The sequence below is a fragment of the Clostridium sp. genome (assembly GCF_036569345.1).
Taxonomy (GTDB): domain Bacteria; phylum Bacillota; class Clostridia; order Clostridiales; family Clostridiaceae; genus Clostridium_AD.
Genome location: NZ_DATCQT010000037.1, coordinates 1 through 15,453, shown reverse-complemented (window position 1 = coordinate 15,453; position 15,453 = coordinate 1). Strand labels below are relative to the sequence as shown.

The following is a 15,453-nucleotide window of genomic DNA, read 5'->3' as shown; positions in this document are numbered from 1 at the left end:
ATCTGCATGTCCTGGACAATCAACATGTGCATAATGTCTGTTTTCTGTTTCATACTCAACATGTGCAGTGTTAATTGTAATTCCTCTTTCTCTTTCCTCTGGTGCTTTGTCAATTTGGTCAAATCTTGATGCTTCTGCTAATCCCTTAGTTGCAAGTACAGCAGTTATTGCAGCTGTTAATGTTGTCTTGCCGTGATCTACGTGCCCTATTGTTCCTATATTTACGTGTGGCTTGTTTCTTTCAAATTTCATCTTTGCCATTTTGTATTCCTCCTTATTTATATAATTACACTTTCGCGCTAGTAAACTCATCCTAGTGTATTGTAAAGCCTTAATAATTTATGGAGCCCATAACCGGAATTGAACCGGTGACCTCCACCTTACCAAGGTGACGCTCTGCCGACTGAGCTATATGGGCATTAAATTTTGGAGCGGGAAACGGGTCTCGAACCCGCGACAACCAGCTTGGGAAGCTGGTGCTCTACCGCTGAGCTACTCCCGCGGACATACAACTTAAAGCTATACACCAGTTATTAACTTTACTACTGTTTGCTCCATCTGTCAATATAATTTTATCTTTTACTCAGACATTTTTCTAATTTTCTTTTTACTCTTTGTAGCGCATTATCAATAGACTTTGCATGTCTATCCAAATCACAAGCAATCTCTTGATAAGATTTACCATCTAAGTATGACATAAGAACTTCCATCTCTAGTTCCGATAAAACTTCTCCAATTTCATTTTGAATGCTTATTACCTCTTCCCTACTTATAACTAGCTCTTCAGGGTCAGTAATTTTAGCACCCGATAGTACATCTAACAATGTTCTGTCTGATTCCTCATCATATATTGGTTTATTCAATGATATATATGTATTTAGGGGAATGTGTTTTTGACGAGTGGCTGTTTTAATTGCTGTAATTATCTGCCTTGTAACACATATTTCTGCAAAAGCCCTAAAAGAAGATAATCTATCAGCCTTAAAATCTCTAATAGCCTTATAAAGACCTATCATTCCCTCTTGGTAAATATCTTCTTTATCAGCACCTATCAAAAAATAAGATTTAGCCTTTGCTTTAACAAAATTTTTATATTTATTAATTAAATATTCTTGTGCACGAACATTGCTATTTTGCGCTTCAATAACTACTTCTTCATCCAATTTTTCTTCAAAGCATAAAGTATCCCCACTAGTTCTAATGATTTTTTCCAACAAATATCCCCTCCACACCAGACATGTGACATATAAATTATTATACCTTAGAGCAATTTATATAGTCAAGAAAATTCAATGACTCCTTCTTATTTTTTCAAGTTTTTCCAATGTTTCCTCGTCTATTCTCTCTTCTATCCAATTTCTTTTTCCTAAATACTTTTTTTCTATGCTTAACTTGATTTTTTCTTGGGTAGTCATTACTTCGTGATAAAATTCAATAGATGACATTCGAATGGCGCCTCTTTGAAATGCAACTTGCTGCTCTAAAGAGTCCGATGTAACAACGCAAACCTCTGATTTTCGTCCAATGCTATCCACCATTCTTTCAATGTAACTATCAGCAGTTTCACCTTCTTTTGTGAAAATTACGACTATATTTCCTTGTCTTTCTTTTTTCTGGATGCTGCCTTTAACCATTTGTGCATCAAATACTATAAATACTTTATAACCTTTAAATCCCGAGTAGTTTTGAAGAATGCCTATAAGTTGCTGCCTTGACGACTCATAACTGTGTTCTTTAATCTTTTTAAGATTGGGCCAGCTGTTTATTACATTATATCCATCAACAAAAATTGTTTTCACAATTTACCTCATCTGATTTTTTGTTTCATAATTTCATACATTATTATACCACCAGCAACGGATGCATTTAAAGATGTTATTTCCCCAACCATTGGAATTTTCACTAATACATCACACTTTTCCTTTGTTAGTTTGGCAATACCTCTACCTTCACTTCCAATGACAAGAGCTACCGCACCAGTTAAATCTGTATCAAAAATATAATTTTCCGCATCCATATCTGCACCATAAACCCATACTCCACGTTCTTTTACTTGTTCTATTGTTGCATTTATATTAGTTACTTTTACTATTTTCATATGTTCAATTGCACCAGCTGATGTTTTATATACTGTTGGTGTAGCTCCTACATTTTTCCTCTTAGGTATTATAATACCGTGAGCTCCACATACCTCTGCAGTTCTTATAATAGAACCAAAATTATGTGGATCTTCAATTTCATCTAATATAATTATAAATGGTTTTTCTCCTCTTTCCTTTGCGCAATCAAATATGTCATTTAGCTCAAAATATTTATATGGAGTTACTACAGCAATAACTCCTTGATGTGATGAAGTTTGTGACATTTGATCAAGCTTTCTTCTGTCTACTTCTTTCGTAACAATACCCTTTTCTTTGGCTAATGCGAGCACCACACTTATAGACCCTACCATATCACCTTTAGAAATAAGAATATATTCTATAGTTCTGTCTGATTTAAGTGCTTCTATAACTGCATTTCTTCCTTCAATTAAATCTTCTCTTATAATTTTAGGTTCAACCTGCACATTATCATTAATATTTTTAGGATTTATGTCCCCTCTCTCCCTAGTTTTTTTAACTTCTTTTACATTCTCGGTGCTTTGTTTAGGTTTTCTAGTAAATGTTTTGTTTTTATCGTCCTTATTATTAACAAATTCTCTACTTTCTTTAGTCCCTTGTCCGCTACCTTTACCTCTCTTAAAAGTTGTTTCACTTTTATCATCTTTACTATTTGAAAATCTGCTGTTGCCTTTATTTCCTTGATATTTTTTGTTATCGCTCATATTAAATACCTCTCTCGCTTTATCTATTTCGTTTCATATTCTTTTCTTATATCTAGCATTTTACCACAACTCATGCCACCTTCAGGGCATGGGCCATTAACACAACTAGGCCCTGCATATTTAAATAGTTCAGGGGCAATAGTTCTCGCCTGCATCAGCATTGTTTTTGCCATTTTGCGTATTTCCCATTGAGCTCTATTACAACATCTATGATTAAAGAAATGAATTAATTCTCTAGCATTCATAGTAACTATTATTTTAGTTTCACAAGCATTTGGAAATACATATCTTGCATCTTCAATCGCCTTTTTTTCAGCTTTACCCTTAAGCATCCTGTATTGTTTTTCATCAATTTCTTCAAGATTTTTTAAATTACTAGTACTTAAATATTCTGTTATAATATTAGTTAATTCATTTTTACACAATATCTCTACTAATTTATTATAATCTTCTTGGACCCGGTTCATAGACGCTATAAATATTTCTTTTGCTCCATCATCTTTTTCAATATTTGGGGGAATTATATATTCAAATTGTTCTAGCTTTACATATCTCTGACTCTGTTGAGAATACGATGCCACTCTATGTCTAACCAATTGATGAGTCAAACTTCTAGATATCCCTTCAATTGCAAAAGTAAAGCTAACATGTTCTATTGGTGAATGATGTCCATAAGACATTAACATATCAAGCAATTTATATGTTTTTTTCTCATTCAAATTTTCCATTATTTCATCAACCCCTACAGCGCTATAACAAAGTTTAGCAGCTGCTGCTATGACTTTTTCTGGATTCGGTGTATGTTCAATTAATTTAACCTTAAGCATAATTACTCATCCCCTAAATTAATTTTTGTTACTTTTTCAAAAATCTGATTTAATCTTTCATTTTTTTCACTTAAGTATAAAAAACCTACTAAAGCTTCAAATCCTGTGGCCCATTTATATTCATTCAAATCTCCATTTTTGGGAGTGGTTCCACTTTTAGAATTTCTACCCCTTTTAAATATGCTCAGTTCTTCTTCATTTAAATCTTCTATTAATAATTTCATATACTCACTTTGCGCATGAGCTTTTACATATTCAACTGCTTTAACATGAATTTTATGAACATTCATATCTCTATTTTTTTCTATAAGGTAAGATCTAATAAATACCTCGTAAATTGCATCTCCAATTAATGCTAGGACTAACGGATTTAACTGTTTAACTTGATTTGTTGTAAATTTACCCTTTAGCATATTAAATTCCATGCTTATTCTCCTTTATATAAATGTTATGTTATTATTCTTAAATTCTTCTTTAACCCTATCAATAACCGAACTTATTTCAACTATTTGATTTTCTCCATCATTTCTCAATTTAAACTCAACATTACCTTCAGAAATCTTTTTACCTACAGTAATTCTAATTGGAATTCCAATTAAATCTAAATCCTTAAATTTAACTCCAACTCTCTCATTTCTATCATCCATAAGAACCTCTGCACCTATTTCTTTTAGGTTGTTATAAATTTCCTCTGCAATTTTCATCTGCTCTTCATCTTTTATAGATACTGGAACTACAACAATCTGATATGGAGCTACTGACATTGGCCAATTTATACCATTTTCATCGTGATGTTGCTCTATAATAGCTGCCATTGTTCTATTGATACCTATCCCATAACTTCCCATAACTAAAGGTTTGTTTTTTCCATCTTGGCCTATAAATGTCGCACTCATAGCTTCAGAATACTTAGTTCCTAATTTAAATATGTGCCCTACCTCTACACCTCTAGCAATTGTAAGAGATGACCCACATTTAGTACATTTATCTCCCTCAATAACATTTCTATAATCGCCAACCAAACCCTTAAAGTCTTTTTCATAATTAACATTTTCGTAATGAAATCCTGTATCATTTGCTCCAACTATAAAATTAAACATGTTAACTACCTCGGCGTCTACTAAAACTACATCAGCCACAATACCAATTGGGCCTGCAAATCCTACAACTGCTGAAGTTGCTGCCATTACAGTCTCTACATCTGCCATTTCAAATTCAAGTGCTCCACCTATTGCATTTTTCACTTTTGTCTCATTTAACTGTCTGTCTCCACGAAGAACAACAGCAACTACTCTATTATCAGCTTTATAGATAAGGGTTTTAGCGAACTTTTTAGCTGTAGTATTAAAGAACTTCTCTAAATCCTCTATAGTTTTTACATTTGGAGTTGATATTTTGTTAAGCTCTTTAAGTTCCTCTTTTTCCATAACATCTGGAGTTCCTGGAGCCTTCTCCATATTCGCTGCATAGCTACATGAGCTGCAAAAAACAACCTCATCTTCGCCTACTTCGGATTTCACCATAAATTCTGCTGAACCCGAACCACCCATTGCGCCAGAATCAGCTTCTACAGCCTTACATGTAAGTCCGCATCTTTTGAAAATATTATTATAGGCATCATACATTTTATTGTAAGATATATCCAAGCCCTCATTGTTTGCATCAAAAGTATAAGCATCTTTCATTATGAATTCTCTTGATCTCATAACACCAAATCTTGGTCTTCGCTCATCTCTATACTTTGTTTGAATTTGATATAAATTCAATGGTAATTGTTTATAAGATTTAATTTCATTTCTAGCTATATCTGTAAATACTTCCTCATGTGTAGGTCCTAAACAAAATTCTCTCTCATTTCTATCTTTTAATCTAAACATCTCTGCTCCATAGGCATCCCACCTGCCAGATTCTATCCATAATTCTGATGGAACTAAGGCTGATGCTAATAACTCTTGTGCATCTGCTCCTTCCATTTCTGATCTAACAATGTCTTCAATCTTTTTTATAACTCTTAATCCGAATGGCATATAATTATATACACCTGAGGCCAGTTTTCTTATCATCCCAGCTCTTAACATTAATTGATGACTTGCTATTTCCGCCTCAGCTGGTACTTCTCTTAGTGTACTAATTAACATTTTTGATAATCTCATAAATATTCCTCCTTATATATTTTATCTCCTAATCTGTTTTTTTTTAGTATTTAATCATTTTCAAAATAATAGTTTTACAAAAAAATAAAAAACTCACCCTGTTTTAGGGCGAGTTAAATCGCTGTACCACCTAAATTTGCACTCATTTTTACCGATATATACTACCGATAGTTTTTCTACAGCTCCAAAGCTGGTTCAAAACCTTTGAAAATCTCTCAACCTAGTATTTTCTCTCTGTAAATTGGTCTCTACTATTCTTCATCATTGCCTAATATTTATTTGTATAAAATATTTTATAGTTACTTATAATATACACATTAAATGTTATTGTGTCAACTGTTAAACCTCTCTAGTATTTGTCTCCCAACTTCTAAATCCTCTGGTGTTGTGACCTTTATATTATTGTAACTGCCTTCATAAAGGTATACCTTATTACCATACCTCTCAGCAACCATTGTATCGTCAGTTACCTTAATACCTTCATCATTGATTTTTTTATGACAATCTAATATAAGATTATACTTAAAAGCTTGAGGTGTTTGAACACAAAAAAGTGTTTCTCTTTTAGGCGTTTCTAGAGAAAATCCAGAAGAATCTTTTATCTTAATAGTATCTTTAGGCTGTACACCGCAAGCACAAGCTCCATATAAATTAGCAAAAATGACCGCTCTTTTAATAGTAGCTTGGTCTACAAAAGGTCTCGCACCATCATGAATAAGTACAATTTCGCAATTTGACACAGCATTTAAACCATTTAGCACGGAATTTTGTCTTTCTTTACCACCAATAACTACATCTTTTACTTTAAAAAAATTGTATTTTTTTAATATTTCTTCTCTACAATAGTCTATTTCACCTTCTGCAACAACTAATATAATATCATCTATACAATCGCTTTGCGAGAAGGCTCTTAGAGTATAATACAGAATGGGATGTTTATTAATATTTAGATATTGCTTATTAATAGATTGACCCATCCGCCTTCCCGTACCAGCCGCCATAATTATGGCACAATTCCTACTCATAAAAAACCTCTCTTACGTAATATGTTAACTTTTAACTAAAGAATCCTTATTTTTAGCAAAAATCATCCTGCCAGCCGCCGTCTGAAGTACAGATGTTACAATAACAACTATATTTTCACCGATATAACGTCTTCCACCTTCAACAACAATCATTGTGCCATCATCTAAATAAGCTATTCCTTGACCTGATTCTTTACCATCTTTCATCACTTGAATCTTCATTTCTTCTCCCGGCAACACTACTGGTTTTACTGCATTTGCAAGCTCATTAATATTTAAAACTGGAACTCCCTGGAATTCAGCTACCTTGTTAAGATTAAAATCATTCGTAATTACTTTTCCATTCAAAACTTGAGCTAATTTCAGAAGTTTACTATCTACTTCTGCAATATTGGGAAAATCTTTCTCCCAAATTTCAACTTCAATATTTAATTCCTTTTGAATTTTGTTTAGTATATCCAGCCCTCTTCTTCCCCTATTCCTCTTAAGCCCATCTGACGAATCAGCAATATGCCTAAGTTCCTCTAAAACAAAAGTGGGTATTACAAGTGGTCCTTCAACAAAACCGGTTTGACAAATATCAAATATCCTACCATCAATTATTACTGATGTATCTAATACCTTTGGGTTTTCATTAGTAAAACCCTTGGTTTTTTTGTCTTTGTACCCATCTTTTCTTTTAATGCTTGTAAATAAAGCTAATATTTCATCACTTTTTCTAGCGCAAATATCTGCTCCCAATGCTGCTATTATAAGTGTAAAAATAACAGCAATAATGTTCCATATAGGGGATTGGTATTTAAATAATCCTGCAAATAAAGATGCAATTACAAGGCCCAATATTGCTCCACCTGTACCGAATAAAATTTGAGCAGTTGGCATCTTTTGTGTGCTTTTCTCCACATAATCCATAAACTTCATTATATAAGATATGAATATAGGAGATATTAGGAATAAAATAGCTCCAAAAATTAAAGCAGAAAAAATAATGAATATTAGTCCTTGAATTCCCCCATTTTTAAAATAACTAAGTCCACCTAAATAGCTTGTGCTTAGGAGCATACCCCCTATTAAATATCCTAGAATAAGTCCTATGATTGTAAAAAGTCCTCTTAATATTATTTTTAGCAAAAACTTCACCTCCTTTTAGATTATTAACACTTAATTGAATTTATATCCTGTTATTATCTAATATATACTATAAACTTGTGTATTTCAATAAAATATGTCACAGAATTAACAAATTGTTAAACTAAATTCCTTATTTTACACAATGCTTGTTCCATAGAAACCCCGCTCACTAACATTATTTCACTGGCAACCATTCCTTCAACTCTTTCTAAAATCTTTACCTCACCTGGCGGAAGCATATCTTGCTTCTTTAAATAATATAAATCCCTAATTACCTCGCACATTTTTAGAGCATTTCCACTTTGAATTTTTTTCTTGTTAATTCTATATCTATTATTCCAATTGCTTTCTATTCCTTTAGAATCATTTGATATTGTACTTAAAATCATTTCTAATTCTACTTTGGTTAAAATGTTTCTTATTTTATGGTTTTCAATTTTATCTATTGGGATCATAAAATTCATATCATCCAATAAAAGATATATATTTACGTATTTGTATTTTATATTATTTGACTCTTTTATATCTATATTCTGTATATACCCAGCACCATAATCTGCTATAAATATCTTTTGGCCAATATTTAACATAACATTCCCCCTATTAATAAAACTCCTGTTGATTTATTATATATTCATAAGGTGAAATGCGTACTTAATTTATTGACAAAAACATGATGTAAATCCTATAATTGAGATAGTACAGTTATTAAAATATTTACAAGGAGTTGAACTTAATGAAAGATTGTATATTTGATAATTTCCAAAATTCTGTGGATGAATCACTATTGCGGCATAGAAGTATTTTAGATATAATCACTAAACTTCAAGAATCTGAGGCTAGAGTTAATAGAGCTGTTGCAAAATCTATTACTAACTGTGGCTGTATTAACGTGGAAGCAAAGCAATATACTCCTACTAATATAGAAAATTTGGACCTTGACACCCCCAAGTCTTCACATGTTGACCATGTTCAGGGTGCACTTTGTGAAAACTGTAGAGATGTCATAGAAAGAGAGCTGGGAAACAATCTTTTTTATATTACCTCACTATGTAATCTTTTGGACTTGAATTTATATGACATTCTTTTAAAAGAGTATAATAAAATTAGTACATTAGGTAAGTATACAATGAGATAGAAAATATAGCACAAAATAAGTTAACCTTATTTTGTGCTATATTTGCTTATCTATCATAAATTGTTCTTTTAACCTTCTTAGTCCATTTCTAATAGCCTTAGCCCTTGCTTCACCAATACCTTCTACGCTATCAAGTTGCTCATAAGAAGCTTCCATTGTAGCTTTTAATTCCCTAAAATGCTTAACTAAATTTTCAATAACATTTGCAGGTATTCTAGGTATCTTATTTAACATTCTATATCCTCTTGGAGAAATTAGGGTATCCACTAGAGGAACACCTATATATCCAATAATTCTAGAAATAAAATCTAAGTCTAATAGTTCTTCTGGACTCATACTTTCTATTTGTCTATACATTTTCATATAATCCATACCACTTTGGCAATAATCCCTAATTAATAGTATTCCATCCTCTTCAACACTTCTAATTAATTCATTTAGTTGCATTGATATTAGTCTACCCTCATTTCCCAGTTCACATATGTACCTTTCAATTTCTCCAACTATTCTCATAACCATTTCTGTTCTTTGTATTGAGGTTATAACATCAAACAGGGTAGCCAAATCTTGAAATTCTAAAATATTTAGATTACTAACAACTCTCTCAAGAACGGAAACGTATTTTTCTAAGGTTGAAATAGCTTGACTAGCCTTTGCTAAAATAACACCACTATCTCTTAAAACATATTTTATGTCATCTTTATAAACAGTTATTATAGTTCTTCTTTGTGATATAGCAACGACAACGCATCCTGCTTGCTTAGCTATTCTCTGCGCAGTCCTGTGCCTTGTTCCAGTTTCATAAGTAGGTATTGTAGGACTTGGCATAAGTTGAGTATTAGCATATAATATTTTTCTCAAATCACTGCTTATGACTATTGCTCCATCCATCTTCGCTAGCTCATATATATAAGCTGGACTATATTCAGCATTTATTCTAAATCCACCATCTACAATATCTAATATTTCCTTACCGTCTCCCAAAACAATAAGCCCACCAGTTTTAGCTCTTAAAATATTTTCAAGTCCCTCTCTAAGAGAAGTCCCTGGTGCCATTCTTTTTAAGATATTCATTAGTTCCTTGCTTTTCTCTTCTCTCATCTTTTTCTCCCTACTTAATAAATAGTATCATTAAAAAATCTTACTTATAATATCTTTTAATGGATCTGTGCCTATAATATTAATATTTTTATTTTATTATTTATTTACAAATCAAAAAACCACTCAAGAGTGGTTTCGAAAAAAATTTTTCATTTTAATTATATACTTTTTACTAAATATAAACAATATCAAATATGTAAAGTCCTAAAAATTAATTTATTATTTTCCATAAGAACACTAACATTGTCCCCTTTAATTATATTTCCCTTAAGTATTTCTTCTGAAAGCTTATCTTCCACGAGTTTCGTAATTTCTCGTCTTAGTGGCCTCGCTCCATAAGTTGTATTAAGTCCAGCTTTAGCTAAATGTTTCTTACTCTCATCGTCAAAACTTATATTAATTTCAAGTTGTTTAAGGCGCTCTTTCACTACCTTGAGCATTAATTCTACTATTTTATACAAGTCTTCCTGCTCGAGTGAATGAAATACAATAATATCATCTATTCTATTTAAAAATTCTGGTCTAAAAGAAAGTTTTAACTCTTCCATTATATTTTCTTTCATCTTTTCATATTCAGATCCTACACCATTTCCCTTTATATTAAACCCTAGAGACTTCTGTTTTTTTAAAGTAGATGCACCTACATTTGATGTCATTATAATCAATGTATTTTTAAAATCAATTGTTTTTCCTTTTCCATCTGTTAGCCTTCCATCTTCTAATATTTGCAGCAAAATATTAACTACATCTGGATGAGCTTTTTCTATTTCATCAAAAAGTATAACTGAATATGGATTTCTTCTAACCTTTTCTGTCAATTGACCACCTTCATCAAACCCAACATATCCTGGTGGAGATCCCATAAGCCTTGAAACAGTATGTTTATCCATATATTCAGACATGTCTATTCTTATCATGTTATTTTCATCTCCGAACATAACATCAGCTAATGCTTTAGATAATTCTGTTTTTCCTACACCTGTTGGTCCTAAAAATATAAAAGAGCCTATAGGTCTCTTCGGGTCCTTTAACCCCACCCTTGCGCGTCTTATAGCCCTTGAGATAGATTTGACCGCCTCATACTGTCCTATCACTCTCGTGTGAAGTACCTCCTCGAGTTTTAATAGACGTTCAGATTCTTTTTCAGTTAATTTCTCAATAGGTATATTAACCCATTTTGATACAACATTAGCAATTTCGATTTCAGTAACTATTAGTTGATCGGCTTGATTTTGTGTTTTCCAATTGTTTTTAGAATTATATAATTTATCTTTTAATTGTTTTTCAGTATCCCTTATATTTGCAGCTTTTTCAAAATCCTGAACCGATATGGCATCAGCCTTCTCTTTTGATATTTTATCTATTTCCTCCTCCAAACTTTTTAAATTTGGCGGAGCAGTTAAATTTTGAATTCTTACTTTTGAACCAGCTTCATCTATAAGATCTATTGCCTTATCAGGTAAATATCTATCAGATATATATCTATGCGATAAATTAACAGCTGCCTCAATTGCTCCATCTGTAATTTTAACTCTATGATGTGCTTCATACTTATCTCTTAAACCTTTTAATATATCAACAGCTTCCTGTTTACTAGGTTCGCCTACAATTATGGGTTGAAACCTTCTCTCCAGCGCTGAGTCCCTTTCAATGTGCTTTCTATACTCATCTATAGTTGTTGCACCTATACATTGAAGTTCTCCACGTGCAAGTGCTGGTTTTAATATGTTGGAAGCATCAATAGCCCCTTCAGCGCTTCCTGCCCCTATAATAGTATGAATTTCATCTATAAATATAATAATATTTCCAGATATTAATATCTCATTCATAACCTTTTTAAGCCTTTCCTCAAACTCTCCTCTATATTTCGAGCCTGCTACCATTGATGGTATATCTAAAGTTATAACCCTTTTACCCTTTAGAATTTCAGGAATACTACCGGAAGCTATTCTTTGTGCAAGCCCCTCTGCTATAGCAGTTTTCCCCACACCTGGCTCACCTATAAGACAAGGATTATTCTTCATTCTTCTGCATAAAATTTCTAAAAGCCTCTGTGTTTCATTATCTCTCCCTATAACGGGATCAAGTTTTCCTTCTCTTGCCATTTCAGTTAAGTCCTTACCAAAACGTTCTAAATTTGGTGTTCCAAGTTTTTCTTTTTCTTTTGATAAACTTCCCTTTTTATTATCTTCAGAACACCAATTATTTAATATATCATTTTTTAGTTTACTAAAATCTGCTCCTAAATTAGCTAGAATTGTATATGCAACACCTTCTGATTCTTTAATTAATGCCAGCAAAATATGTTCTGGACTAATGTAATTATGATTTAAATTTCTCGCTTCTAAAAGACTTAGTTCAAGTAATCTTTTTGTTCTTGGGGTCAGAGGTATTTCGCTTCTTCGCATTTCTACGTCCCCTTCACCCTCGTACTCTATAACTAATTTCTTTACCCCCTCAGACGAAATTTTCATATCATTTAATGATTTTTTGCACAAACCATCTTGTTCCTTTAGAATTCCTAAAAGTATATGCTCTGTGCCTACATAACCATGCTTTAATTCTCCTGCTTCCTCTTGAGCATACACTAAAACCTTTTGTGCTCTTTCTGTAAATCTATTAAACATCATATTAAAACACCTCACTTGCAATGAATTTACTTATCCTTTTAATTATGCCCAATTTTATCCTAATTATTGCATACCTCCTAAAATAAGAAGATAAATTTTCTCGAAAAAAATAAGTAGTAATTTTAAAATTACTACTTAGGTTGGTTTAAATACTTTCTAAAATCTATTTTGCCATAAATCCTTCAATTTCTTCTACCGTTTTAATAATTTGTATTGAAAGATTTTCACAGCCATCTTCTGTTATAAGTAAATCATCTTCTATTCTAATTCCTATGTTTTCTTCTTCTATATAAAGCCCCGGTTCATTAGTACACACCATTCCAACTTTCAATTCCATATTACGATTTCCTACATCATGAGTGTCTAATCCTAAGTAATGGCTCACACCATGGAAATAATACCTAGATAATTCACTAATCTCTTTAATAAGACCTAACTCTATGCATCCTTCTCCAAGTACTTTTTTAGCAGTTTCGTTTAAAACTGAAAACATTATGCCTGGCTTTGCAATTGCTGTTACCGCTTCTTGTGCCCTTAATACTACATTATAAATTTGTTTTTGTCTTTTAGTAAACTTTCCATTAACAGGAAATGTACGACTTATATCTGCATTATAGTATTTATATTGAGCCCCTAAGTCAAGTAGAACTAATTTACCATCTTGTAATTCAGTATTATTTTTCACATAGTGTAGTACAGTAGCATTCTCTCCAGAAGCTACAATAGATTGAAAAGCATAGTCTGTTACTCCACTACTTTTCAATATAAAATCAAAGTATGCTTCTATTTGATACTCTTTCATACCTACCTTAGAATTCTTCATTAATTCTTTTATGCCTCTATCCGTTATATCTATAGCTTCCCTCATTAATTGAATTTCTTCTTTTGATTTTATAAGTCTAAGAGTAGCTATTTCATGGTATATATTTTTTATTCTTAAATAAGGATACCTTTCAATTACAACTTTGGCAAACCTTTGTGATGTAGCCATTGAAATATTAAACTCTTGTCTTTCAAGATCCAAATACAAATGATCTATTTTTGTTCTATCCAAAATGGATCCAAGAATTTCTTCAAATTCTTCCACAAATTTAATGTTTTCTATGCCTGAAATTTCCTTTGCTTCCTCTCCAAGCATTTTTTCTCCTACCCACCTAGCCATAATAGGATCACTTTTTTGTATAAACAAAGTTTCATCAACTTTGCCATTTGTTTTCACTAACATTAAAATCATTTTCTCCCTATCAATACCTGTTAAATAATAAAAATTCCTATTTGGAGTGAATGCATATGTTTCATCTGCTGATTTATATGGTGCTTCACCTGCAAACATTAATGTTATAGAATTTTCATCTAATTTATTCCACAGATTTCTTCTATTTGTAATAAATAATAACTTTTCCACTTTAGTCCCCCTATGAATGTTTATAAATACAAAAATATTGTATTTTTTATATCTTATTCCTCTTTATAACATATCACTGACCTTAAATAAATTCAATATTTTTTTATTAAAAAAATATTATACTGCCGTTGTCAATATTATCAAATGATATCAAAACAATTTTTTAGTTTTCTATATAATTAAAGAACAAATGTCACAAGTTTACCTTTCGACATTTGTTCTCTTTAAAGTATTAAACTAATCTGATATTATTATCTTTCCTTTTGGGATGTGATATAATACTCTCCGTTACCCTTATCGCCATGGCTTACAACTTTAAAACAATTATTTTCTAACATTTCACATAATATTTTCATCTCTTCAGGATTTTTCATTTTTGAAGTAATTATAAACTTATCATTTCTCTCAATTAAACCCATATAATCATGAATGCTACTATAATCACTTAAGTTAATATCTCCAGGAATGTCTAATCTATATTCAGACATTTATTTCTCCCTTCTTTGCTAAATCTAACATTAGGTTTTGTAGTTTCAGGTAAAATATGCGTAATTGTTATAATATATTTTTATTTATAAATTTTACACATAAAAAAGTATGGATAATAAAATTACCCATACTTTTCTATGTGTCTAAAAACATAATTTTTTATAAAAGAAAAAAAGCCATTAACTAGCTTTTATGTACTTTATTTATTTTAAAAATGGCTCCGCGAAAAGGATTTGAACCTTCAACCTATCGGTTAACAGCCGAGTGCTCCACCGTTGAGCTATCGCGGAACATTACCTAGCGACGACCTACTCTTCCACAAGGTCACCCCTGCAGTACCATCGGCGCATTGAAGCTTAACCTTCGTGTTCGGTATGGGAACGGGTGTTACCTTCATGCCATAACCACCAGATTTATAAGGTATTATCCTTACTTTAAAAGTATACCAAGCTATTATTATCTTGTCAATATACTTTATGAGATATTCTCTCAAAATTGCACAGTGCTAGTCTCCTTCCTTACGGTGGTCGACTCTGCTTCTTTCTTTCGAAAGAAGGATATATCGCAGAATTAATATTAATTTGTTACTTTTTTATCTTGGTCAAGCCCTCGACTTATTAGTATTAGTCAGCTGAACATGTTACCATGCTTACACCTCTAACCTATCAACCTGGTGTTCTTCCAGGAGTCTTACTCACATCGCACTTACGTGCGAGTGATGGGAAATCTC

15 protein-coding genes, 3 tRNA genes and 2 rRNA genes are annotated in these 15,453 nt (G+C 31.9%); 1 reads left to right on the top strand and 19 read right to left on the bottom strand.

The genetic code is table 11. The annotated features are described in order from the left end of the window. From VIM70_RS03260 to VIM70_RS03205, 12 genes are all read right to left on the bottom strand, one after another. The coding region (locus VIM70_RS03260) for a GTP-binding protein (protein WP_331944079.1) at nt 1-261 on the bottom strand (261 nt) is incomplete at its 3' end. 81 nt (nt 262-342) lie between these two features. Beyond that, a tRNA-Thr gene (locus VIM70_RS03255) sits at nt 343-418 on the bottom strand. A gap of 9 nt (nt 419-427) precedes the next feature. Further along, nucleotides 428-502: transfer RNA gene (locus VIM70_RS03250), tRNA-Gly, on the bottom strand. A 70-nt stretch (nt 503-572) separates the two neighbouring features. After that, entirely contained in the window at nt 573-1,214 is a 642-nt protein-coding gene (gene sigH, locus VIM70_RS03245; protein ID WP_331944077.1) for an RNA polymerase sporulation sigma factor SigH, read from the bottom strand. 75 nt (nt 1,215-1,289) lie between these two features. Next, nucleotides 1,290-1,799: an NYN domain-containing protein gene (locus VIM70_RS03240; protein ID WP_331944075.1), complete on the bottom strand. Its 510-nt coding sequence runs from the start codon at nt 1,797-1,799 to the stop codon at nt 1,290-1,292. An 8-nt stretch (nt 1,800-1,807) separates the two neighbouring features. Further along, complete coding sequence (rlmB, locus tag VIM70_RS03235) at nt 1,808-2,566, bottom strand: 23S rRNA (guanosine(2251)-2'-O)-methyltransferase RlmB (RefSeq protein ID WP_331944081.1); 759 nt, start codon at nt 2,564-2,566, stop codon at nt 1,808-1,810. A gap of 281 nt (nt 2,567-2,847) precedes the next feature. Beyond that, nucleotides 2,848-3,651 carry an FAD-dependent thymidylate synthase gene (gene thyX / locus VIM70_RS03230; RefSeq protein ID WP_331944073.1) on the bottom strand — a complete coding sequence of 268 codons (804 nt, stop codon included), beginning with the start codon at nt 3,649-3,651 and terminating at the stop codon, nt 2,848-2,850. 2 nt (nt 3,652-3,653) lie between these two features. Then, entirely contained in the window at nt 3,654-4,076 is a 423-nt protein-coding gene (locus VIM70_RS03225) for a Mini-ribonuclease 3 (protein WP_331944071.1), read from the bottom strand. A gap of 12 nt (nt 4,077-4,088) precedes the next feature. After that, nucleotides 4,089-5,804 (bottom strand): proline--tRNA ligase, encoded by a 1,716-nt coding sequence (locus tag VIM70_RS03220; protein ID WP_331944069.1) that lies wholly within the window; start codon nt 5,802-5,804, stop codon nt 4,089-4,091. A gap of 332 nt (nt 5,805-6,136) precedes the next feature. Continuing rightward, nucleotides 6,137-6,829 carry a 2-C-methyl-D-erythritol 4-phosphate cytidylyltransferase gene (ispD, locus tag VIM70_RS03215; RefSeq protein WP_331944067.1) on the bottom strand — a complete coding sequence of 231 codons (693 nt, stop codon included), beginning with the start codon at nt 6,827-6,829 and terminating at the stop codon, nt 6,137-6,139. A gap of 24 nt (nt 6,830-6,853) precedes the next feature. After that, nucleotides 6,854-7,960: a PIN/TRAM domain-containing protein gene (locus VIM70_RS03210; RefSeq protein WP_331944065.1), complete on the bottom strand. Its 1,107-nt coding sequence runs from the start codon at nt 7,958-7,960 to the stop codon at nt 6,854-6,856. A 116-nt stretch (nt 7,961-8,076) separates the two neighbouring features. Further along, nucleotides 8,077-8,550 carry a CarD family transcriptional regulator gene (locus VIM70_RS03205; protein ID WP_331944063.1) on the bottom strand — a complete coding sequence of 158 codons (474 nt, stop codon included), beginning with the start codon at nt 8,548-8,550 and terminating at the stop codon, nt 8,077-8,079. 146 nt (nt 8,551-8,696) lie between these two features. Between VIM70_RS03205 and VIM70_RS03200 the strand changes: the two genes are divergently transcribed. Beyond that, entirely contained in the window at nt 8,697-9,098 is a 402-nt protein-coding gene (locus VIM70_RS03200; RefSeq protein WP_331944061.1) for a DUF1573 domain-containing protein, read from the top strand. Nucleotides 9,099-9,134: 36 nt separating this feature from the next. Here the strand turns inward: VIM70_RS03200 and disA are convergent, their stop codons facing one another. The 7 genes from disA to VIM70_RS03165 all read right to left on the bottom strand — a co-directional run. Further along, the gene (gene disA, locus VIM70_RS03195) at nt 9,135-10,199 is read right to left on the bottom strand and encodes a DNA integrity scanning diadenylate cyclase DisA (protein ID WP_331944059.1); all 1,065 of its coding nucleotides are present in this window, start codon (nt 10,197-10,199) and stop codon (nt 9,135-9,137) included. A gap of 188 nt (nt 10,200-10,387) precedes the next feature. Beyond that, nucleotides 10,388-12,829, bottom strand: coding sequence for an ATP-dependent Clp protease ATP-binding subunit (locus VIM70_RS03190; RefSeq protein ID WP_331944057.1), 2,442 nt, complete (start codon nt 12,827-12,829; stop codon nt 10,388-10,390). Nucleotides 12,830-12,992: 163 nt separating this feature from the next. Continuing rightward, entirely contained in the window at nt 12,993-14,234 is a 1,242-nt protein-coding gene (locus VIM70_RS03185; RefSeq protein ID WP_331944055.1) for an aminopeptidase P family protein, read from the bottom strand. A 251-nt stretch (nt 14,235-14,485) separates the two neighbouring features. After that, nucleotides 14,486-14,722, bottom strand: a complete 237-nt coding sequence (locus VIM70_RS03180) for a hypothetical protein (protein WP_331944053.1) — start codon at nt 14,720-14,722, stop codon at nt 14,486-14,488. A 216-nt stretch (nt 14,723-14,938) separates the two neighbouring features. Further along, nucleotides 14,939-15,013 (bottom strand) — tRNA-Asn (locus tag VIM70_RS03175). 5 nt (nt 15,014-15,018) lie between these two features. Beyond that, nucleotides 15,019-15,135: ribosomal RNA gene (rrf, locus tag VIM70_RS03170) — 5S ribosomal RNA — on the bottom strand. Nucleotides 15,136-15,320: 185 nt separating this feature from the next. Further along, nucleotides 15,321-15,453, bottom strand: a 23S ribosomal RNA gene (locus tag VIM70_RS03165); the annotation flags it as partial.